The sequence below is a fragment of the Alteromonas sp. HB246098 genome, from assembly GCF_054890645.1.
In genome coordinates this window covers 336,471-359,082 of sequence record NZ_JBTZUG010000002.1, presented here as the reverse complement: position 1 = coordinate 359,082, position 22,612 = coordinate 336,471, and the positions used below count along the sequence as shown (strand labels likewise).

Sequence of the window (22,612 nt, the reverse complement as noted above, 5' to 3'; positions counted from 1 at the left end):
AATTCTAGTAGAAAGGATAGCTTTACCACTCTTACCCGCTTAAATATTAACCGTATCAGCGAATTAGTTATTGTCAGTTATCACAAGATTGCTTACGAACCATTATCTACCGATACATACAAAAAAAGGTCCCGCAGGACCTTTTTCATGATTAGCTAACGTCTATTCAGACGCCGCCTTTTTCTCATTACTGTCGTAAATCAAAATAGGCTTCGATTCACCACGAATAACCGTTTCGTCGATAACAACTTTGCTAACGTCTTCCATAGAAGGAAGGTCGTACATGGTATCAAGTAGAACGGCTTCTACAATTGAGCGAAGGCCACGAGCACCGGTTTTGCGCTCCATTGCTTTTTTCGCAATAGCATTTAACGCATCATCACGGAATTCAAGTTCTACATCTTCCATTGAGAACAATGCACCGTATTGTTTGGTAATTGCATTCTTTGGCTCGCGCAGAATTTGAATTAACGCTTCTTCATTCAATTCTTCAAGACTTGTCACTACCGGTAAACGACCAATGAATTCTGGTATCAAACCATATTTCACTAAATCTTCAGGCTCAACTTGCTTGAATAGCTCGCTAATTTGCTTGCTGTTATCTTTCGACTTAACCGTTGCACCAAATCCAATACCTGTGTCTTTCTGTGCGCGCTGCTCGATAACCTTATCAAGGCCAGCAAATGCACCACCACAGATAAACAGTATTTTAGAAGTATCAACTTGCAAGAACTCTTGCTGAGGATGCTTACGTCCACCTTGCGGAGGAACCGACGCAACCGTACCTTCAATCAACTTAAGAAGAGCTTGTTGAACACCTTCACCCGATACGTCACGGGTAATTGATGGATTGTCAGATTTACGAGAAATTTTGTCGATTTCGTCAATGTAAACAATACCGCGCTGCGCTTTCTCAACGTCGTAATCACACTTCTGAAGTAGTTTTTGAATAATATTCTCAACATCTTCACCCACGTAGCCAGCTTCCGTTAGCGTGGTTGCGTCAGCCATTGTGAATGGCACGTCAAGTAAACGTGCAAGTGTTTCTGCTAATAGTGTTTTACCACTACCTGTAGGGCCAATTAACAGAATGTTACTTTTGCCTAGTTCTACGCCTTCGTGAACATCGCCATTGCGCAAACGCTTGTAGTGGTTATAAACCGCTACTGATAGCACCTTCTTCGCATGTTCTTGGCCGATAACATAATCGTCAAGATGAGCATGAATTTCAGTTGGTTTAGGTAAAGCGTCCTGCTTTTGCTTAGGCGCGATTTCCTTAATTTCTTCGCGAATGATATCGTTACATAACTCAACACACTCGTCGCAAATAAATACCGACGGGCCTGCTATTAACTTTCTTACTTCGTGTTGGCTTTTGCCACAAAACGAACAGTACAGTAGCTTGTTATCACCGTCACCGCTTTGCTTATCACTCATTACTTTTGCCTCTGCCTTACCCGAGCCGAAAACCAAATTCGTGCTATGCACTGGCTCGGGTCATCTATAACTATACTACTTAGTTCCGGCTACGTCAGATCGATTTGCTAAAACTTGGTCAACCAGGCCGTAATCTTTTGCCTCGCTTGCGCTTAAAAAGTTATCACGGTCTGTGTCGCGCGCGACTTTTTCATAGTCTTGACCAGTATGGTCTGCCATTAGGCGATTCAACTTCTCTTTAATAGACAGAATTTCTTTCGCATGTATTTCAAAATCAGATGCCTGACCTTGGAAACCACCAAGGGGTTGGTGAATCATAACGCGAGAGTTAGGTAGACAATAACGCTTACCTTTTGCTCCTGCAGATAGTAGAAATGCGCCCATGCTCGCAGCTTGGCCCATACACACTGTGCTCACGTCTGGCTTGATAAATCTCATTGTGTCATAGATTGCCATACCAGCAGTCACAGACCCGCCCGGCGAGTTGATGTATAGGAAAATATCTTTCTCTGGGTTTTCAGCTTCTAAGAACAACATTTGAGCAACGATGAGGTTGGCCATGTGATCTTCAACTTGCCCTACCAAGAAAATTACGTTTTCTTTTAAAAGACGAGAGTAAATGTCGTATGAGCGCTCACCTTTTGAGGTTTGCTCAACAACCATAGGAACAAGTGCATTCATTGGGTCAAACGGGGTATTAGTCATAGCTACCTTGATTATCTAGCGTTAAAAACAAAAATGCTCGGAAGGCTCCGAGCATTTAAGCAGTTGCTGACAAGTATTGTCAATCAGACAGTAAAAATTTACGCCTGTTTGTTCATAACCTCGTCAAAAGCTTTAGTTACTTCAGTAACTTTTGCTTGCTCAAGAACCCACTCAATCGCTTGTTCTTCTAGCGCAACATTTTGCATTTGCTGCATAAGCTCTTGATTGTTGTTGTAGTAGTCAACAACCTCTTGTGGATCTTCATACGCAGAAGCTGCAGTTTCGATCATCTCGTTAACTTTAGCTTCGTCTGCTTTTAGTTCGTTTTCTTTGATTACTTCACCTAGAAGTAGACCAATAGATACGCGACGCTTAGCGTTGTCAGTAAACAGTTCTGCAGGTAGGTCTGGAAGATTCTGGCCACCGCCTTGTTGGCTGAAACGTTGCTTCGCTTGCTCGCGTAGCGCGTTTACTTCTTGATCGATAAGCGCTTGAGGAATATCAATCTCGTTAGCTTCAACAAGCTTAGAAATTACGTCTTCTTTAACTTGTGCTTTAAGCGTTTGGTCTAGCTCACGCTGCATGTTCTTGCGAACTTCAGCTTTAAGTGCGTCCACGCCGCCTTCTTCAACACCGAATAGCTTAGCAAACTCTTCGTCAACTTTTGGAAGGTCTAGACCTTCTACTTTCTTAACTGTTGCTTGGAAAACTGCGTCTTTACCTTTTAGGTTTTCAGCGTGGTAATCTTCTGGGAAAGTAACTTCGATAGTTACTTCTTCACCCGCTTTCGCGCCAACTAGTGGCTTCTCGAAACCTGGGATCATGCGGTCTTTACCAAGTTCTAGAGCGAAATCTTCTGCTTTTCCGCCTTCGAACTCTTCACCGTCGATAGAACCAACGAAGTCGATGATAACTTTGTCGTCTTTCTTCGCTTTACGCTTAACTTCTTTCCAAGACGCGTGCTGCTTTTGAAGCGTTTCCATCATGTTATCAAGATCTTTGTCAGTAATTTCTACTACTGGCTTTTCGATTTCGATATCGCTAACACCTTTCACTTCTACTTCTGGGTAAACTTCGAAAGATGCCACAAATTCTAGGTCCTGACCGTCTTCGTCTTTAGTCAGTTCAAACTTTGGCATACCAGCAGGCTGAATCTTTTCTTGAATGACTGCTTGGTAGAAGTTTTGCTGCATAACATCGCCAGCAACTTCTTGGCGAACTGCCTGGCCGAAACGCTTTTTGATTACGCTTACAGGAACTTTACCTGGACGGAAGCCGTTGATGCGTTGTGTTTTTGCCAACTGCTGTAGGCGTGACTTAACTGCTGAATCAACCGTGTCAGATGGAACGGTGATAGTAAGACGGCGTTCTAAACCCTGGGTCGTCTCGACTGAAACTTGCATTATGTTACCTCAACTATACGCCTCTACAGGCGTTTTGTTCTCAATCCCCTCTCCCGTCATGCATTGATTGCATATCACTCCGGGGTAGAAGGTCGTTATTCGACGTTTATAAAATCAAAGTTAGGACACAAAATCGTGCCACAAAGCCAACCTGAAACAAACGTACTGGTTAAAAAAAGACGCGGTAGTATACAGCCGCACACCACAAGAGTCGAGAGGGAAACACAAGTTTGTAACAACCAATTGAACGCATTTTAAACAAATTGCGAAACTAGTAAGAAAAATAGATTGAAAAACGACATTGACTAGCGGTTTAAGACGCTATTTAGGAAAGATAGAAGATCAGAGAATAAGAGATAATGGTCGGTGAGACAGGATTTGAACCTGCGACCCCTTGTACCCAAAACAAGTGCGCTACCAAGCTGCGCCACTCACCGATAGAAATGTATATATCCAAGCTTTATATAAGCTTAGAAATATGGTGCGGAAGGAGAGACTTGAACTCTCACGCCGTGAAGCACTGGAACCTAAATCCAGCGTGTCTACCAATTCCACCACTTCCGCAAGAAGTGGGGTGGACGATGGGACTTGAACCCACGACAACCGGAATCACAATCCGGGGCTCTACCAACTGAGCTACGCCCACCACAGTAATCCTGTATTTGTTTACGTGCGAACTGATAAACACATAAACATCTATCGAACTGTCAGGATCTTACTTTGTTGCTCGATAGTCTGATTTGACCTTAACCTTCAACACTCTTTGATTTATTCGCTGAGCTGCGAGTTATTGCTAGGTCAAATAAGCATAAATGGTCGGTGAGACAGGATTTGAACCTGCGACCCCTTGTACCCAAAACAAGTGCGCTACCAAGCTGCGCCACTCACCGACAGGAATGCTTAATTTAAGCTTTTAAAAAAGCTTGAAAATATGGTGCGGAAGGAGAGACTTGAACTCTCACGCCGTGAAGCACTGGAACCTAAATCCAGCGTGTCTACCAATTCCACCACTTCCGCTAAAAGTGGGGTGGACGATGGGACTTGAACCCACGACAACCGGAATCACAATCCGGGGCTCTACCAACTGAGCTACGCCCACCATAGGGTGTGTTGCACAATCTACAAGCTTTATACTAGCAGTGTAGATATAAAAATTCAGCCTTGCTATCAGGACCTACCTGACTCGCATGGCGCGCCCGGCAGGATTCGAACCTGCGACCCACGGCTTAGAAGGCCGTTGCTCTATCCAGCTGAGCTACGGGCGCTTGGCGAATCTTCGCTGCAAAAAGTGGTCGGTGAGACAGGATTTGAACCTGCGACCCCTTGTACCCAAAACAAGTGCGCTACCAAGCTGCGCCACTCACCGACTGTCGTATCGACCAAGATGCGTAAGCCTCTGTGCCGTTACGGGGTGCGAATATTACTGACATCCCCCCACCTCGTCAAACACTTTTTTAAATAAAATCACCAACCGCTCACAAAGCACTCATTATCATGTTTTTTTGTACAATTCTGCCTATATTTCACGGCTTTTAATTACGCGTAGTAACCCGTAAACGGGTTTGCCATATTGCTATTGCAAGAAAAGTTATTGGCTCAACCTGGACCGGGCAACCTAGCTTAAAGAAAAGGACTTTGTTTATCATCACGTAAACTACTTTTTGACGTTGCTGGTCTCTCGTTACTTCTTTTATGTTGAGCGGTTACTCAGTTACACGCGCTATTCGGTTAAGTTCAACTTATTTGATGTTCGGTTACGACCGATAACTACTATCTAATAATTGCTAGAGTATTCCCCCTATTTTATGAAACAATATAGGACACTTGTTGACCACCCAACCTTATAAGAATCGTACAAGACTATGACCGCCCATCTTATTGACGGCAAATTAATTGCCAAGCAAGTTCGCCAACACGTAACATCCTATGTTGAATCACTTACTCAGGCAGGTAAAAGACAGCCAGGTCTTGCCGTTGTCCTTGTAGGCAGTGATGCCGCTTCTCAAGTTTACGTTTCAAATAAGCGTAAAGCCTGTGAAGAGGTAGGTTTCGTTTCTCGCTCTTTCGATCTACCTTCCGACACTACGGAAGAAACCTTGCTTAACTTAGTGGACGAGCTAAACGAAGATAAAGAGATAGACGGCATTTTGGTTCAACTACCACTACCTGCCGGTCTCAACGCAGAGAAAGTGTTAGAGCGTATTCACCCGCATAAAGATGTCGATGGCTTCCACCCCTATAACATCGGTCGCCTTGCTCAACGTATTCCCGCTTTACGACCATGTACGCCTAAGGGCATCATGACCATGATCGAGTCTACTAAACGCCCTGTTAAGGGTTTAGATGCGGTTATTGTCGGAGCGTCGAATATTGTGGGCCGCCCTATGAGTCTTGAATTATTGTTGGCCGGTTGTACTGTTACTACCTGCCACAAGTTTACCCAAGACCTTAAAAGCCACGTTCAGCGTGCAGACTTACTTGTTGTAGCTGTCGGTAAGCCTAACTTTATACCTGGCGACTGGGTTAAGCCTGGGGCGATTGTGATTGATGTGGGCATTAACCGTCTTAATGATGGCTCATTAATAGGCGATGTTGATTTTGAAAAAGCCAAAGAGCGTGCAGGCTGGATAACACCTGTACCTGGCGGTGTTGGTCCTATGACAGTGGCAAGTTTGATAGAAAACACGCTTGAGGCGTACGTTAAGTTTCATTCTTAAAGCACTAAGGCTTAATCAAATTTTAAAGGCAGAAATTATATTTCTGCCTTTTTGCTTTATACTCCCCTCTTTTTGAATACAGACCTAAATTGAAAAACTTCTCTATGGCAGAACCAACATCTCCGTTGTGCGAACAACACGTAATTGATGCAACGCTTAAGTGGGTTGATGATATTGTGATAAAACACAATTTTTGCCCCTTTGCGCGCTATGTAAGAACGCCAAATCAAATTCGTTATAAAGTAGTAGCAGGAGATGCAGGGGACGTTATTCAATCTTTGTACGACGAACTTCGCCATTTGGAAGAGAATGAGAGCACCGCTACCACACTAATTGCCCTGACAAATCCAAACCTTGCTGATTTTGAAGAGTACCTTGATGTGCTAGCTATTGGCGATAATATGTTGCATGACTGGGGATACAGTGGCACCTATCAACTCGCGAGTTTTCACCCTGACTATGTGTTTGACGGTAGCGATTTTAACGATGCTGAAAACTACACGAATCGTTCCCCCTACCCGCTCTTGCATTTAATCCGCGAAGCTGACATTACTCGCTATATGAAGAAAGAAGAGGACGCGGAAAAGATATTCAGCCATAACATTGAAAAGGCGCAGGCACTTGGCTGCCCTTACTTTGAGAACGCATTAGAAGCAATAAAAAAAGATAAGCCTGCGCAGTAAAACACGAGCGTTTTAATTGCTTTGCTAAGTACACAAGTTTTATAAACTGATACCAGAAAAAGTTCTAGTGAAATAACTGAGCAGGCTGAAAATGTTGGATTACTCCCGGGAACCCAAATAAATATTTCATTCGTGAACCGAAAAAATATTTTATCTGGTTCAAGTTTTCACTTGCACCCTTACATTACCTGTTAAGTATGAGAGTAATATGACAGCAAACATTATTTTTAATTAGGTTGAAGCAGACCCGTGACTACGCCAACTTCATTTACCGTATCGACAATCGCGAGTATCGCTACGCCTTTCAAGCAAAAGTTTGCCATCCCAAGGCAACCTAACTTAGCAAAAGCTCATGGGATAATAACGTTCGAAGAAGGGTTTAACGATATCCACATGCTAAAAGGGATAGAAAGTTATAGTCACCTGTGGCTACTTTTTATTTTTCATCAAAACATTGAGCGCGGTTGGAAAAATACAGTAAAGGCACCTCGGTTGGGCGGCAATGCCACTATGGGTGTTTTAGCCACTCGCAGTACACATCGGCCGAACAGTATTGGTATGTCTGTCGTGAAAAACAATGGGCTAGTACAAGATAAGGGTAAAGCGCACTTGCTGGTAGAAGGTGTAGATTTAGTAGACGGTACGCCGCTTATCGATATCAAACCTTATATTGGTTACGCAGATAGTGTCCAACACGCAAGCGACAAGCTTGACGACATTAGCCCCATTCCCCAACGCCATGTGAAATTTTTAGATACGCTTAAGCCAACGCTTTCTGAAATAGACAAAAAGTACAGCGACTTTACCTCTTTAGTTAAGGCGGTACTGGCGCAAGACCCTCGCCCAGCTTATAAACAAAAGTTAGATAACGACGAGAAAACCTATCGCGTTACCCTATACGATGTTGATGTAGGCTTTAAGGTGAAAAATAGTGTGGTATGGGTAACTGAGCTTATTCATTTAGGTTAATTGCACTTTTAGTGTAAACAGTCTGTGGCGAAATGGCTCACAGTTAATTAGAATACCGCCAAACGTGTGATGCTCATTCTTTGGTTAAAGCATTTAGCAACAATTCCATAAATTGCATAATGTGTACAACTTATCGCAGAAGGCCAGCACACCCACAGTCATAAATACTTTGAAAACAGGATACCTGCTTTACATGCGCACTAGTCAATATTTGCTTGCCACGCAGAAAGAAACACCTGCCGATGCAGAGGTTATCAGCCACCAGCTTATGCTGAGAGCTGGTATGATCAGAAAGCTTGCCTCAGGTCTTTACACGTGGCTGCCGTCAGGTCTTCGTGTACTTAATAAAGTAGCCAATATTGTTCGTGAAGAAATGAACAAAGCAGGCGCGATTGAAGTGCTTATGCCCGTTGTTCAGCCTGCTGATCTATGGGAAGAGTCAGGACGCTGGGAAGAATACGGCCCAGAACTGCTTCGCGTTAAAGACCGTCACCAGCGCGACTTTGTATTAGGCCCAACTCACGAAGAAGTGGTTACAGCCCTTGTACGCAATGAAATAAGCAGCTACAAGCAACTTCCACTAAACCTGTATCAAATCCAGACAAAATTCCGCGACGAAGTTCGCCCGCGTTTCGGCATTATGCGTGGTCGTGAGTTTACGATGAAAGATGCATATAGCTTTCACTTAGAAGAAAGCTGCCTGGAAGAGACTTACCAGCAAATGTATAACGCTTACTGCAACATTTTCTCTCGTATGGGTCTTGATTACAGAGCAGTAATAGCCGATTCAGGCTCAATTGGTGGTAATCATTCTCATGAGTTTCACGTGCTAGCTGACTCTGGTGAAGACGCCATTGCATTCTCATCAGGCAGCGACTACGCGGCTAACGTTGAAATGGCCGCCGCTGTGGCACCAGAAAAAGCACAAGCTACCGGTGCCTCTGTAGAAACGAAAGATGCAAAAGGCAAAGATTTCGAAAAAATACTTAAAAGTATCGATGCCGATATAACCAATACAGTAAAAGTTGTTGTGGTAAAAGCGGCGAACGCAACAGATGACAAAGGCGAAGAAGTACAAGCAGACAACTGGGTTGCATTAGTGCTGCGCGCTGACCACGAATTAAATGATATTAAAGCAGAGAAAATTGAAGGTGTTGCTACCCCGCTGGTTGAAGCGTCATTCGACAAAGCGAAAGAAGTGCTTGGTGTAGTACCCTATTTTGCAGACGCAACTAACCTTCCAATCCCAGCTTACGTGGATGCAAGTGCTGTAGCGCTAGCAGATTTTACAACAGGCTCTGGCGCTGGCGGTAAAATGAACATCAACGTAAATTGGTCTGATGATATTACTGGTGTAGATATTCGCAATGTCGTCGCTGGCGATGCGGCTCCAGACGGTAAAGGCATACTTGATATTAAGCGCGGTATCGAAGTGGGTCATATTTTCCAACTTGGCAGCAAGTATTCAGAAGCCATGAACTGCGGTGTGCTAAGTGAATCAGGTAAGCATCAAACGCTGACCATGGGCTGTTACGGCATTGGTGTATCGCGCATTGTTGCTGCTGCTATCGAACAAAATCACGATAAATTCGGCATAAAGTGGCCAGATCCTATTGCGCCGTTTAAAATTGCATTAATACCAATGAATATGCATAAATCTCATCGTATAAAAGAAGCTGCAGAAGCGCTATACGAAGAGCTTATTGCACTAGGCGTAGAAGTGTTATTTGATGACAGAAAAGAGCGCCCGGGTGTTATGTTCAATGATATGGAATTAATTGGCATACCTCACAGCATTGTTATTGGTGAAAGAAACCTGGATAATCAACAGGTTGAATATAAGAATAGACGTACTGGCGAGAAACAGTTATTAGACCTTAGCGCAGCAAAAGACTTTGTAGCCGCTCTCTAAAACCTGAACTTGCTCATTAGATAAGTAGATGAGGGCGTATGCGGTTAACTTTTTATGGCGTAAGAGGGTCAATACCCACTCCGGGGGCAGCTTACGTTCGTTATGGTGGTAACACCGCATGCGTTCACGTTGAGCTCGAGGACGGTACTGATATCATTCTCGACTCAGGTACTGGTATTCGCTTACTTGGCGACCGCTTAATTAAAAAGACAACGCCTATTCACCTTTTATTAAGTCACAACCATTGGGACCATATTCAAGGTTTTCCTTTTTTCGCACCTATTTACCAAGAATCACGTGAAATAAACATTTATCCGGGTCTTACTCAGCTCAACGAACCAGATCAAATTTTAAAACAAATGGAAGGGTCATTATTCCCCGTTCCGAAAAACGCGTTAAAGTCTTCCATAAGACTTATTGAGTATCCTGCAACAGAGAATACATTTACTATTGGAAGTGCGACTATCACCCGCTTGGCCATGAACCACCCAGGCAGCGGTAGCGCCTATTGTATTGAAGCCGACGGTGCCAAAGTTGCTTATATCACCGATAACGAACTCTACCCTCCTTATAAAAAAGAAACAGATTTTCTAGATTTTGCGAAGTTTGCTAACGGCGCAGACTTGCTTATTCATGATGCACAGTACATGTTAACAGACATGCCTGCTAAAAACGGGTGGGGTCATTCCGTTGCTGAAGAAGCGGTCAAACTCGCTATGGCAAGTCATGTTAAGCAATTAGCTTTATACAGTCATGATCCAGAACGCACAGATGACGCTATAGATGATGTCGTGAAACATTGTAATGAATACGTCACAGTGGCGGCGTCTACTTTACATGTATTTGCGTCTTCAGAAGGCCAAACGTTGGACTTCAATAAAATATAACAACCCCTTGTAACGGAGAATTTAAGGTGTCTGTGTTAAAGCCTTTAATAATATTGGCAGCGTTTGCTGCTTGCACGTCAGTATGCGCTCAAGAATCACAAGAAGTGGTAAGCGAACAAACATCACCTATCGAGAACAGCGAACAGGAAAGCGTTGTTGAAAAGGCAGATGAGCAGCGGTCTCAAGAAGAAAGTGGTATTGAGGTTATAGATATCATCAAACGTGACACAACCACAGAGAGCGCGCTAGATGAACGCCTAGAAGGTGATAAAGAAGCACTAGACAACGTTTTTGCTATTACTCAGCATAGACAAAATTATTTACTTCCTATTACTTACGTTTCTAACCCTAACACTTTCGGCAATGAAGAGTTAACAGAAGAAAACGTAGATAATAAAGAAGCTAAGTTTCAAGTGAGCGCTAAGCTCCCCCTGTACATGGAAGATACAGGCTTTGACGGCTTGTACTTCGGCTTTACGGTAACCTCTTTCTGGCAGCTTTATAATAGTGAAGCGTCAAAGCCCTTTCGCGAAACCAATTACGAGCCAGAAGTTTTCTGGCAAGAAACCGCTGATTATTCGGTACTTGGCTACAAATTTAATACCTTCCAAGTCGGTTTCAATCATATGTCGAACGGCCAAAGTGGTCTGCGCTCTCGCAGTTGGAACCGCCTTTTCGCGTCAATAGTGTTCAGCGACAACGACGATATTTATTACTTTAAGACTTGGTATCGTATTCCTGAAGACGAAAAAGCAGACCCGCTTGATCCGACGGGAGACGATAACCCAGACATTCAAGACTACTACGGCAGAATGGAATTTGGTTACGGCAGAAAAATTGGTGCTTTTAAAGTACTTGCGCTGCTGAGAAACAACCTGGATTTTGACGAAAACAAAGGCAGTATTCAGCTAGATTTCACCTACCCGATATCTGACCGCTATGAGTTACTGCTGCAGTATTTCAATGGCTATGGCGACTCTCTTATCGACTACAACCGTTCACAAGAACGCATCGGTATTGGTTTTCAGCTGCACTTTTTGTAAAACAGATAAGTACGCTTAATTACGAAGCGCCCTCAAAACGATTTGTTTTTTATCGACACGTTTTGAGCGCGCTTTTCATTGTTCAATAGATACTCGCAGCAGCTAGTCAATTACACCCGCAGCTCGATAAAGCTGAATATGCACATCTACCAGCGCAGCAATATCTCTTTGATAACCTCCCCCAATGACCGCCGCAATTGGCACACCTAAACGGTCAGCTAAAGCAAATACAGTCTTGTCCCTTTCATAAACACCTTGGGTGGATATATGTAAATGCCCTAAATCGTCGTTCACATGAACATCCACACCCGCGTCATAGATAATGGCATCGGGTTGAAACTGCCTATTAGCCAATGTAAGCGCCTCTTCAAGCGTAGACAAATACTCGTCATCTTCCGTCCCCTTGGCAAGCCCAATATCAATATCCGAATGCTGCTTTCTGTATGGAAAGTTTTTTTCACCATGAATGGATAAGGTAAAGATATCGCGATCATCTTCAGCAAGCTTGGCTGTGCCGTCTCCTTGGTGCACATCCAAATCGATAATGAGCACATTATCAATAGATGATGTTTGCTGCATGGTTTTTGCCGCTAAATACAAATCATTGAAAAGACAAAAGCCAGAACCAAAGTCCGCAAACGCGTGATGATACCCCCCAGTTAAATTCAAGGCTTTGCCATGCTCTAATGCAAGGTTTGCCGTTAAACAAGTACCTGCGACGGCGGTTCGGGTACGTTCAATTAATTGCTGCGACCAAGGAAAGCCTATACGGCGCATAGCTTTTTTATCTAATGCGCCAGTAGTAAGTGCATCGACATAGCTTGAGTCGTAATAGGCCGTAAGAACAGATAAATCAACGGGTGACGGGGTAGTAAAACGCGCTTTATCAACACCACGCCTTACCAGCTCGTCGCGAATACCCACATATTTTTCGATGGGAAAGCGGTGTCGTTCGGGAAGGTCTAACTGGCTATATATGCGGTGAAAAACGAGTGGCGTGGTCATTATTTTTAGTGCAACTTATTCAATACATGGCTCATGGAACAAGGAATAAGCGGCATGGTTTTAAAAGCCACCTTGACGCTTACTCCAAAACATTTTAGTTCCACATCTGCGATTAATACTGACAAAGCACAGTTAGCGGGTCAAACTGTTCACCACCTTTTCCACGTTTTCTGACATACTTTTCATTGAGCGAGACATGTCATCACGCTGCGCAAGCTGATGATATTTTTCTGACGATGTCACTACGTTGCTTATAATTGCTTCCACCTGCTGTAGCACCGCTTCTTGCTCATCTGCCGCTTCGTTAAGCGCCACCACTACGCTCGCGGTTTCTTGGATATCTCTCACTACATTATTGAGGGTTTCAAGTGCCGTAGCGGCCTCTGCCGCGTTGTTATCAGATAACTGCTTGCCCGATGACATGGCCGCTACCGCACCTTTTGCTTCCGCCTCAAAGCTGCTCAAAATATCGTTAATTTCTTTAGTCGATTGTTGCGTTTTAGCTGCAAGTGCCCGAACTTCATCCGCTACTACCGCAAACCCTCGCCCGTGCTCACCTGCCCTTGCAGCTTCAATTGCTGCGTTAAGTGCTAACAAATTAGTTTGGTCGGCAATTTCATTAATGACGTTCACCACTTTAAGGATATTCGTGCTTCGACTTTGAAGTTCAGAAACAATATTACTGGATTCGGTTACCGTTTTAGCTAGCTGTTTAAAGCCTGCGTTAGCACTTTCAAATGTGGCGTAACAGCTTGCTACGTTCTTTTCAGAATTATTGGTAGCTACAGCAACTTGGTCAGTAATAGCCACTAAATTCTGTACAATCTCTTTCAGTTTATCTGTGCTGCTATCAAGCGAACGCGACGCATCACGTTGTCCATTGGCGCCCTCCATAATAGATTGGCTAACATTACCCAGGGTGCCAAACGCTTTTTCCATTTCTCGCTCAGCCTGTTGAAGCTGTGAAACCGAATCTTTTAACTTGTATTGCAAAGCGCGGGCGGAATCGGCCAACATACCTAGTTCGTGCTCACTTGTATAAGTTAATGCATAGTCATAGCGGCTATTAGCTAAGTTCGATATACACGCAGCAACAGCCTTCGTTGGCTTGATAACTTGAGAACGCAGGCGAGCAACAACGTACACAACTGAAAGCACAGACAGTGCAACAGCGGCCAATAATATGATCCAAAGCATACTGCGGGTATTGGCTTTAAGCTCAGCTATTGCATTGGCTGAATCCGCTTCAATTTCCGATGCTATGCTTGATAAAAGCTTAGCGGGCTCCCTATCAATACCGCGCACAAAGCTATCGCCAACTTTAGGATCATACCCTGAGGTAACAAACGCGTTGTAACCTTCTCGATATTTTTCGGCCATCACGGCATGCGCTTTTTTAAATTGCCTGATATCAGACTTCACGCTATCACTTACCACATCACTTGAAAGCATCAGGTCGAACTGACGAGTTATATCAGCTTCACGCTGCTTGAATCGTTCCCAATATTTTTCTCTATCTTCTTTTTTATGTCCGCGTAGCAAGACATTCTTCCATTCTTGAACTTGTGTTTTGAACGTACTAAGCGTTGTATTGACGTCTCGCTCAGCTTGAACCAGCGTATTCTCTAGCTCATCAAATGCACTAAGCAAAGAAAATGATTTCAAAATTGAAGCACCATTGAGTAATACAAGAATGAAAAGACTGGCGAGAACGGGCGTCATCACCAAACGACTGATGCTTGTGTAATTGAACACGGCTTAACCTTTAGTATAATTTTGAAGGAGGACACCGCCATTAAATGATAGTTTTACGACGGTATGGTTACAAGTTAGGTATAAGGCAACATATCAATATATATAAAAATATACGCAGTGCTGACAGGTTGCTTATTAACTTATTCTTTCTAAGGTAAATACAAAAAAAGAGCCCGAAAGCTCTTTTTTTTCATTTTGGTATATTTACACCCGATTATTCCCACTCAATCGTAGCAGGTGGCTTACCAGAGATGTCGTAAACCACACGGCTAATGCCGTCGATTTCATTGATAATGCGATTCGACACTTTACCTAGGAAATCATATGGCAAGTGAGCCCAGTGAGCTGTCATAAAGTCGATGGTCTCTACTGCGCGAAGGCTTACAACCCAATCGTATTTACGCGCATCACCCATTACGCCAACCGAGCGCACTGGAAGGAATACGGTAAACGCTTGGCTTACTTTTTGGTACAAATCAGCTGCATATAGCTCTTCAATAAAGATAGCGTCAGCGCGACGTAGTAGGTCGCAATATTCTTTCTTAATTTCACCAAGTACACGAACACCTAGACCCGGTCCAGGGAACGGGTGGCGGTAAAGCATGTCGTATGGTAAACCTAGCTCAAGGCCTATTTTGCGGACTTCATCTTTAAATAGTTCACGCAGTGGCTCAACAAGACCCAGTTCCATATCTTCAGGAAGACCGCCCACGTTGTGGTGCGACTTAATTACGTGCGCCTTACCAGTTGCTGAACCCGCTGACTCAATCACGTCTGGGTAGATAGTACCCTGTGCTAGCCATTTAGCGTTCTCTAATTTGCTCGCTTCCTCATCGAATACACGAACAAATTCGTTACCGATAGCTTTACGCTTAAGCTCAGGATCTTCAATGCCTTTCAAGCGGTCAAGGAAACGGCCTTCAGCGTCGACACGGATAATGTTTAAACCAAAGTGGTCACCAAACATTTCCATCACCTGATCGGCTTCATTAAGGCGCAGCAATCCGTTATCTACAAATACACAGGTAAGGTTTTTGCCAATAGCACGGTGAAGTAACATAGCCGTTACTGAAGAGTCTACACCTCCCGATAAACCTAATATGACGCGCTCGTCACCTACTTTTTCTTTAATACGCTCAATAGCATCGTCAATAATTGCGCCAGCCGTCCACAGCTTTTCACACTTACAAACATCCATTACAAAGTGAGTAAGTAAACGCATACCTTGGCGTGTGTGAGTCACTTCTGGGTGGAATTGTACGCCGTAGAATTGCTTTTCTTCGTTATACATTGCCGCATGCGGACATGAAGCCGTTTGCGCAATGGTTTCAAAGCCTTCAGGAATAGCTGCTACTTTATCGCCATGGCTCATCCATACATCAAGAAGTGCCGCACCGTTATCGCCAATAGCATCTTCAATTTTATCTAGCAGAGGGCTTGGTTTAATCACTTCTACTTGTGCATAACCAAATTCACGCTTGTCTGAGCCCAGTACGCCACCGCCTAACTGGTGCGCCATAGTTTGCATGCCATAGCACACGCCTAGCACGGGCACACCGGCTTCAAACACATACTCAGGTGCTCGCGGTGAGCCTTCTTCTGTTACTGACTCTGGGCCACCAGACAAGATAATTCCTTGAGGATTAAATTCGCGGATTTGCTCTTCGGTCACATCCCAAGCCCAAAGCTCGCAGTAAACGCCGATTTCGCGAACACGACGTGCTATCAACTGCGTGTATTGCGAGCCAAAATCCAAAATAAGTATGCGTTGGTCGTGGATATCTGTGGTCATGTTTTATTTTTACCCGTTAAATAAAAGAACAAAGGCTGGTGTATTACCAGCCTCGCAGTCGTCGGTCGCCTTAACCTAAACGGTAGTTTGGCGCTTCTTTGGTAATGCTTACATCGTGAACGTGGCTCTCGCCCATTCCGGCTGAAGTTACGCGCACAAATTGTGCCTTGGTATTTAGCTCTTCAATCGTTGCGCAGCCCGTTAAGCCCATGGCTGAGCGCAAGCCGCCCATTTGCTGATGAATAATATTAGCAATTGGACCTTTGTACGCTACGCGGCCTTCAATACCTTCTGGTACAAGTTTTTCTGCGTTATCAGAATCTTGGAAGTAACGGTCTGACGAACCGTGGCTTTGATCCATTGCACCTAGTGACCCCATGCCGCGATAGGACTTGTAGTAACGACCTTGGAAAAGCTCAACTTCCCCTGGCGCTTCTTCAGTACCCGCAAGCATGCTGCCAACCATCACACAGCTTGCTCCAGCAGCTAATGCCTTGGCGATGTCTCCAGAAAAACGAATACCGCCGTCAGCAATAACAGGGATATCTGTATCTTTTAATGCTTCTACTGCGTCAGATACCGCGGTAATTTGAGGTACACCACAACCGGTTACAATACGAGTAGTACAAATTGAACCAGGGCCAATACCCACTTTAACTGCATCTACGCCTGCGTCGGCTAGTGCTTTTGCACCATCGCCTGTAGCCACGTTACCCGCAATAATTTGTACATCAGGATAGTCAGCACGTACTTTCTTAACGCGGTCAATAACGCCTTGCGAATGACCGTGAGAAGTATCGATTAGTAGAACATCTACACCTGCATCAACAAGTAAGGCGATACGCTCATCAGTACCAGCACCAACGCTTACCGCCGCTCCTACGCGAAGACGACCTAGTGAGTCTTTACACGCATTAGGCTTGTTTTCTGCTTTTTGGAAGTCTTTAACGGTGATAAGACCTGTAAGCTTGAACGCATCGTCTACAACAAGAATTTTTTCAATGCGGTGTTCGTGCATTAAATCTAGCACTACGTCAGAGCTTGCACCTTCTTTTACGGTAACCAAATCATCCTTTTTGGTCATTACGTTGCTAATAGGAAGGTTTAAGCGCTTTTCAAAGCGAAGATCACGGCCTGTCACAATACCAATTAGGTTATTGTCTTTGTCAGTTACTGGGAAGCCAGAGTAACCAAGGCGTTTAGAAAGTGATATAACGTCACCGATAGTCGCATCTTTATCTACCGTTACCGGGTCAGATACCACACCGCTTTCGTATTTTTTAACTTCGCGTACGTGTTTAGCTTGCTCTTCAGGCTTCATGTTTTTATGAATGAAACCAATACCACCCTCTTGGGCTAGCGCAATCGCTAGGCGGGCTTCAGAAACCGTGTCCATGGCAGCAGACACCATTGGAATATTTAACGTTACACCACGGGTTAGACGGGTTTGTAAGTTTGCAGTGTGAGGGAGGACGGTCGAGTGGCCGGGAACCAGCAACACATCGTCGAACGTCAGGGCTTCTTGGATGATACGTAGCATGCAACAACACCTATTCAGTTGAGGGTTAATTGCGGCGCAATTGTAGTGTTTTTTAGTTTTCAGGTAAACTCTAAATGTATTAAACCTAGTGATTTTTTTTATGTTTACAAATTCGCCATCTACGTCTCGACAAATTTTAACAGTTACCAAGCTAAATCGCTTAGCCAGAACCGTATTGGAAGGCGAAATTGGCCTTATCTGGCTGTCTGCTGAAATATCTAATTTCGTTGCGGCAGCATCAGGACACTGGTATTTCACGCTGAAAGACAACAAAGCCCAAGTGCGCGCGGCTATGTTTAAAGGCGCAAATCGCAACGTTCGTATTCGCCCTAAAGAGGGCGATAAAATTTTAGTGCGCGCATCAGTAGGCCTCTACGAAGCGCGCGGCGACTATCAACTTGTTGTCGAGCACATGGAAAGCGACGGTGAAGGCGCGCTTAAGCAAGCGTTTGAAGCCTTAAAGTTCAAACTTAATAATGAAGGCTTGTTCGATACTGCTAATAAGCGCCCGTTACCTGAGCGTATTAATCGCATCGGCGTAATAACCTCATCAAGTGGCGCTGCGCTTCACGATGTATTGAGTGTATTAAAACGTAGAAGCCCACAGACCGAAGTCGTCGTCTACCCTTCAATGGTTCAGGGTGAAACTGCACCGCTACAGCTTATAAATGCATTGAGAACGGCTAACAGACGCGCCGAAGTTGATGTACTTTTACTTACACGAGGCGGTGGTTCATTAGAAGACTTATGGTGTTTTAATGATGAGAGCCTAGCAAGGGAAGTTGCCGCAAGTTCCCTCCCCATTGTTAGCGCCGTGGGTCATGAAGTAGATTTCACAATAAGCGACTTCGTAGCTGATGTTCGCGCTCCTACTCCATCCGCAGCCGCAGAAATTTTAAGTCAGGACTCTACTGCTCTTTACCAAACGTTGCGTCAGCAAAAACAACGCTTAGCACGAGCAGTACATCAGTACATTCAAACTAATAAGCAGCAGCTCACTTTAAAGAAACAACGTTTAAATGCATTGCACCCACAAAGTCGTATACAGTCGCAGTGGCAAACGTTAGACCGGCTACAGCTTCGCATGACCCATAAAATGCAAAGTGATTTAGCAAAAGCAGAGAAGCAACTGCATACGCTAGCGTCTAGATTAAACCATCAATCACCGTCGGCAAGGGTAGCGCGAGCAAAAGATAAACTTAACTATGCGAATACCAAGCTTATTTCAGGTATAAATGCACTTATTAAAGGTAAGAAAAGTGAACTTGGCAGTAAAGTAGGCCTCTTACAATCCGTAAGCCCTCTTTCAACACTTGCCCGAGGTTACAGCATCACGCTTACCGAAAAAGCAGCGGTGAATAGCGTGGAAAAAGTTGAAATAGGTGATGAGATAAAAACACGAGTGACTGACGGTGAAATAACCAGTACAGTGACGAAAATTCAGCGGCAATAGATGGCTTTTAATATTATGCCCGTTAGTGCAAAAAACATCATATTTTATTCTTTGCAGCTGCGGGCCAGAGTCTTGTTTTGCAAACTGCTTCAGAGTTTCACCAAGCCAGTACCTATGCTGCCCCTTTGCTTATTGTTGATAGTCGATTTTTCTAATCACGTATGGGCATCTTCAGTAGACCAAAGCGTTGCTGTTTTCTCTACCTACCCAAGTGAAGATTTACTTGAAACCTGTAATGAACAGCGAGAAACAAATAACCTCGAACCTGATTTCGTAAGCGACAGCACTTTATGCCAAGAAGATGCTATTTCTCCAGAAAATTTCATCAAAGAACTCAGTGAAACCGGAAAATTTAACAACCTCTTACCCTACGCTGAGGGAAACGACTACGAACTGCTTATTGCTAACGTGGGTGCTGCGCCCAATGTGCACAAGCAAAATGCGAAGCAATTCGCGGAATTTACGCTACAGTGGCGGGGCATTGAAATTGATTCTTCAGCGTTTGATAGCGGTATAGAAACCAGTAATAGCAATGTTATTGAAAAGCAAAGCACCGAAAATGTTGTACGTTTACTGGTATCTCGCTGGCTTGAACACGTAAAGCATAAACAAATATTTACCAGCGAGTTCTTGTTTGCTGCCCTTGAAGCAAGTAATTACAACTTAGCACTCAAGGTTCCAGATGCCGTTGGCGAGTTTACTAAACTAGACACCCAGCTTTACTCGGACCCTTTTAGTGGTGCAATCACTCGTTATATACATTCAAACTTCGAAGACGCTTTGGTCGACGTTACCGTCTACCCATTTTTGGCGCAGCTTTCTTCAGATGAAAGCGAACTTTTGCCACAGGAATTAGAAAGCGACTTTAAGAAAGCATCGGCTACAGCAGAGTTACAGCACTTAATTTTATCTCAAGTCAGTCCTGCCTCTCCTTATACAGTGAACGATAAACTTTCTGGGTGGAGGCTAGGTTTAAGTGCAAATTCAGAAACATCGCCAACAATTTTCGCAACAACCTATGTATTTAGACAACAGGACAAGATAGTTAAAGTGTCTACCACTTTCCCTCCTGATTTTTCAGACACTATTGTCAACCAGTTGATCGTTAGGGTTAAAGTACCACGAGAGTCTGAAATGATGAAAAAGGTTCGCACCCTGCTCTTGGAAGGTCAGCGCTAGGCTTTTTTCACTCTATTACGTTTAGTAAACGATAAATTTCGTTTTGGTCTTTTTTCGAATTCACTACTAAGGATATAGACTTTTTGCTGTTCCTGAGGTTTGTATCTGTCAAACCAGTTGTATATTTGATTTTTTTGAAGTGGTGAGGTGCTTTTAAATAACTTTTCTACTGACAAAATGACGTCCAAATACAGTTAACTACAGTGCATTTTCCCTAAATCGAATTACATCAGCTTGCAAAAATGACTCCAACACTTGCCAACTAAAGAATGCTTTAATTTTAAAGGGGCGAGGCGTTGTTGTGAGAGAAGAAGTGAAACGTCTAAAAATAAAGGGCAGCGTAAAGTCTACAACTAAGTTGTAATTATGACTCAACGAGAGTGAGAAAAGGAGAGAATAAAGGCGCTACTTCAACTGAACGAGAAATAACGCCTGAGTATTTAAGACGCTTTTGAAGCTTACTTTTTGTCTTTGTAGTAAGACATCATACGGCGACGTTTGCGCTGCTGCGCCAAGGTCAGATTAGCTTTTTTACCTTCGAACGGGTTATTACCCTCTCTGAATTCAATCTTAATAGGCGTGCCCATAATCTCTAGCGCTCTCCTGAAATAGTTCATTAAGAAACGTTTATAAGAGCTTGGGAGGTCATCCACCTGATTGCCGTGAATAACAATAACAGGCGGGTTATAGCCACCGGCATGAGCATACTTCATTTTCACCCGACGACCGCGAACAAGCGGTGGCTGATGGTCGTCCTGTGCCATTTCCATAATTTGAGTAAGCAACGCAGTATTAATACGTTTGGTCGCACTCATATAAGCTTCTTGCACAGATTCGAATAGGTTACCCACACCAGAACCGTGAAGCGCTGAAATAAAATGGATACGCGCAAAGTCGACAAAGCCCAAGCGACGGTCCATTTCACGCTTTATGTCGTCTTTCACGTCTGTGCTTAACCCATCCCACTTGTTTACTGCCACAACTAGCGAGCGCCCAGAATTCAAAACAAAACCCAGTAAGCTTAAGTCTTGATCAGTAATACCTTCTCTGGCATCAATGACTAATAACACCACGTTTGCTTCTTCAATCGCTTGAAGGGTTTTTACAATAGAGAACTTCTCTACGGCTTCACTGATCTTTCTGCGCTTTCTTACACCTGCAGTGTCTATAAGGATGTATTCACGCTCGTCCCTTTCCATAGGGATGTAAACGCTGTCACGGGTTGTACCCGGCATGTCATACACAACAACTCGCTCTTCACCTAAGATGCGGTTTGTTAGAGTTGATTTACCTACGTTTGGCTTGCCGACAATAGCTAGTTTAATAGGCAACTCTTGTAAACGCTGACGCTGAGCTTCGGCATCTTCTTCTTCATCTGGCACTTCGTCGACAATTTCCATGTCTGGGAAGTCGGCTTCTAGTGGTTTCAGAGCATCCTGCAGTAACTGGCTTACGCCACGGCCATGTGCCGCTGCAATTTGCTTTATCTCACCTAAACCTAAAGAGTAAAATTCTGCGCTTTCACTATCGCCGTCAATACCGTCAACTTTGTTGGCTACAACAAATACTTTCTTGTTTATGCGCCTGAGGTGATCAGCAATACCTTGGTCGGCGGGCAGCATTCCTGCTCTTGCATCAACCAAAAATAAAACCACATCGGCTTCTTCGATCGCCAATAAAGACTGCTGCGCCATTTCGGCATCAATGCCTTCTTCATCACCTGTAATACCGCCGGTATCAACAACAATGAACTGGCGCTTTTCAAACTTCGCTTGACCGTATTTACGGTCGCGAGTTAACCCAGGGTAATCTGCAACAAGTGCATCACGGGTATTAGTAAGGCGATTAAACAAGGTTGATTTGCCAACATTAGGGCGGCCAACCAAAGCAACAACGGGTAACATTTATCAGATCCTAAGGGTCATGAAAGCTAAAAAAGCACAAGCCACACACACCATGTAATCAAGCAACGTTTGGGAAGTTTATTCTCTAACGATTAAGAATATGTGATGAGGCTTTTAAGAATGGGCGCATTATACCTTGTTCACTATCTAATACCAATCCGCATAGATAATTGCCCACTCAGCGAGAATTAAAATGTTTCTAATCGCAGCGTGTTACCGCAGGTATAG

Annotated in this window: 16 protein-coding genes and 8 tRNA genes; 8 read left to right on the top strand and 16 right to left on the bottom strand. The window is 44.0% G+C overall.

Translation table 11 applies throughout. The features are described 5' to 3' along the window. Positions 1–162 precede the first annotated feature (162 nt). The 11 genes from clpX to ACYTPF_RS07415 form a co-directional block, all read right to left on the bottom strand. On the bottom strand, positions 163–1,437 hold the full coding sequence (gene clpX / locus ACYTPF_RS07465) for an ATP-dependent protease ATP-binding subunit ClpX (protein WP_269917387.1): 1,275 nt from the start codon (positions 1,435–1,437) through the stop codon (positions 163–165). Positions 1,438–1,512: 75 nt separating this feature from the next. Further along, positions 1,513–2,142 carry an ATP-dependent Clp endopeptidase proteolytic subunit ClpP gene (gene clpP / locus ACYTPF_RS07460; protein WP_461851756.1) on the bottom strand — a complete coding sequence of 210 codons (630 nt, stop codon included), beginning with the start codon at positions 2,140–2,142 and terminating at the stop codon, positions 1,513–1,515. Between the two features lie 98 nt (positions 2,143–2,240). After that, complete coding sequence (tig, locus tag ACYTPF_RS07455) at positions 2,241–3,545, bottom strand: trigger factor (protein WP_118493310.1); 1,305 nt, start codon at positions 3,543–3,545, stop codon at positions 2,241–2,243. A gap of 360 nt (positions 3,546–3,905) precedes the next feature. After that, a tRNA-Pro gene (locus ACYTPF_RS07450) sits at positions 3,906–3,982 on the bottom strand. Between the two features lie 42 nt (positions 3,983–4,024). After that, positions 4,025–4,109 (bottom strand) — tRNA-Leu (locus ACYTPF_RS07445). Positions 4,110–4,115: 6 nt separating this feature from the next. After that, a tRNA-His gene (locus tag ACYTPF_RS07440) sits at positions 4,116–4,191 on the bottom strand. A 167-nt stretch (positions 4,192–4,358) separates the two neighbouring features. After that, positions 4,359–4,435: transfer RNA gene (locus tag ACYTPF_RS07435), tRNA-Pro, on the bottom strand. Between the two features lie 42 nt (positions 4,436–4,477). After that, a tRNA-Leu gene (locus ACYTPF_RS07430) sits at positions 4,478–4,562 on the bottom strand. A 6-nt stretch (positions 4,563–4,568) separates the two neighbouring features. Continuing rightward, positions 4,569–4,644 (bottom strand) — tRNA-His (locus tag ACYTPF_RS07425). Positions 4,645–4,733: 89 nt separating this feature from the next. Then, positions 4,734–4,810 (bottom strand) — tRNA-Arg (locus ACYTPF_RS07420). A 24-nt stretch (positions 4,811–4,834) separates the two neighbouring features. Then, a tRNA-Pro gene (locus ACYTPF_RS07415) sits at positions 4,835–4,911 on the bottom strand. 496 nt (positions 4,912–5,407) lie between these two features. On the opposite strand from ACYTPF_RS07415, the gene folD reads away from it, so the two are divergent. The 6 genes from folD (at position 5,408) to ACYTPF_RS07385 (ending at position 11,756) form a co-directional block, all read left to right on the top strand. Next, positions 5,408–6,262 carry a bifunctional methylenetetrahydrofolate dehydrogenase/methenyltetrahydrofolate cyclohydrolase FolD gene (gene folD / locus ACYTPF_RS07410; protein ID WP_118493308.1) on the top strand — a complete coding sequence of 285 codons (855 nt, stop codon included), beginning with the start codon at positions 5,408–5,410 and terminating at the stop codon, positions 6,260–6,262. A 104-nt stretch (positions 6,263–6,366) separates the two neighbouring features. Further along, positions 6,367–6,945, top strand: a complete 579-nt coding sequence (locus tag ACYTPF_RS07405) for a DUF1415 domain-containing protein (protein ID WP_461851755.1) — start codon at positions 6,367–6,369, stop codon at positions 6,943–6,945. A 249-nt stretch (positions 6,946–7,194) separates the two neighbouring features. Then, on the top strand, positions 7,195–7,914 hold the full coding sequence (gene tsaA, locus ACYTPF_RS07400) for a tRNA (N6-threonylcarbamoyladenosine(37)-N6)-methyltransferase TrmO (protein WP_461851754.1): 720 nt from the start codon (positions 7,195–7,197) through the stop codon (positions 7,912–7,914). Between the two features lie 193 nt (positions 7,915–8,107). Then, positions 8,108–9,826, top strand: coding sequence for a proline--tRNA ligase (locus tag ACYTPF_RS07395; RefSeq protein WP_461851753.1), 1,719 nt, complete (start codon positions 8,108–8,110; stop codon positions 9,824–9,826). Positions 9,827–9,864: 38 nt separating this feature from the next. Next, positions 9,865–10,713, top strand: a complete 849-nt coding sequence (locus ACYTPF_RS07390; protein ID WP_461851752.1) for an MBL fold metallo-hydrolase — start codon at positions 9,865–9,867, stop codon at positions 10,711–10,713. Positions 10,714–10,739: 26 nt separating this feature from the next. Further along, the gene (locus ACYTPF_RS07385; RefSeq protein WP_179984041.1) at positions 10,740–11,756 is read left to right on the top strand and encodes a phospholipase A; all 1,017 of its coding nucleotides are present in this window, start codon (positions 10,740–10,742) and stop codon (positions 11,754–11,756) included. A 102-nt stretch (positions 11,757–11,858) separates the two neighbouring features. Here ACYTPF_RS07385 and ACYTPF_RS07380 read toward each other — a convergent pair whose 3' ends face one another. From ACYTPF_RS07380 to guaB, 4 genes are all read right to left on the bottom strand, one after another. Beyond that, the gene (locus ACYTPF_RS07380; RefSeq protein ID WP_461851751.1) at positions 11,859–12,761 is read right to left on the bottom strand and encodes a histone deacetylase family protein; all 903 of its coding nucleotides are present in this window, start codon (positions 12,759–12,761) and stop codon (positions 11,859–11,861) included. A 132-nt stretch (positions 12,762–12,893) separates the two neighbouring features. Beyond that, a complete protein-coding gene (locus ACYTPF_RS07375; RefSeq protein ID WP_461851750.1) occupies positions 12,894–14,516 on the bottom strand; it encodes a methyl-accepting chemotaxis protein in 1,623 nt (540 codons plus the stop codon). Positions 14,517–14,730: 214 nt separating this feature from the next. After that, positions 14,731–16,308 (bottom strand): glutamine-hydrolyzing GMP synthase, encoded by a 1,578-nt coding sequence (gene guaA / locus ACYTPF_RS07370; RefSeq protein WP_269917397.1) that lies wholly within the window; start codon positions 16,306–16,308, stop codon positions 14,731–14,733. A gap of 70 nt (positions 16,309–16,378) precedes the next feature. Then, a complete protein-coding gene (gene guaB, locus ACYTPF_RS07365; protein ID WP_461851749.1) occupies positions 16,379–17,848 on the bottom strand; it encodes an IMP dehydrogenase in 1,470 nt (489 codons plus the stop codon). 100 nt (positions 17,849–17,948) lie between these two features. Here guaB and xseA point away from each other — a divergent pair, with 100 nt between their 5' ends. Continuing rightward, positions 17,949–19,301: an exodeoxyribonuclease VII large subunit gene (gene xseA / locus ACYTPF_RS07360; RefSeq protein ID WP_461851748.1), complete on the top strand. Its 1,353-nt coding sequence runs from the start codon at positions 17,949–17,951 to the stop codon at positions 19,299–19,301. Further along, the gene (locus ACYTPF_RS07355) at positions 19,302–20,480 is read left to right on the top strand and encodes a hypothetical protein (RefSeq protein ID WP_461851747.1); all 1,179 of its coding nucleotides are present in this window, start codon (positions 19,302–19,304) and stop codon (positions 20,478–20,480) included. 458 nt (positions 20,481–20,938) lie between these two features. Here the strand turns inward: ACYTPF_RS07355 and der are convergent, their stop codons facing one another. Next, positions 20,939–22,384: a ribosome biogenesis GTPase Der gene (der, locus tag ACYTPF_RS07350; RefSeq protein ID WP_461851746.1), complete on the bottom strand. Its 1,446-nt coding sequence runs from the start codon at positions 22,382–22,384 to the stop codon at positions 20,939–20,941. Positions 22,385–22,612: the final 228 nt, after the last annotated feature.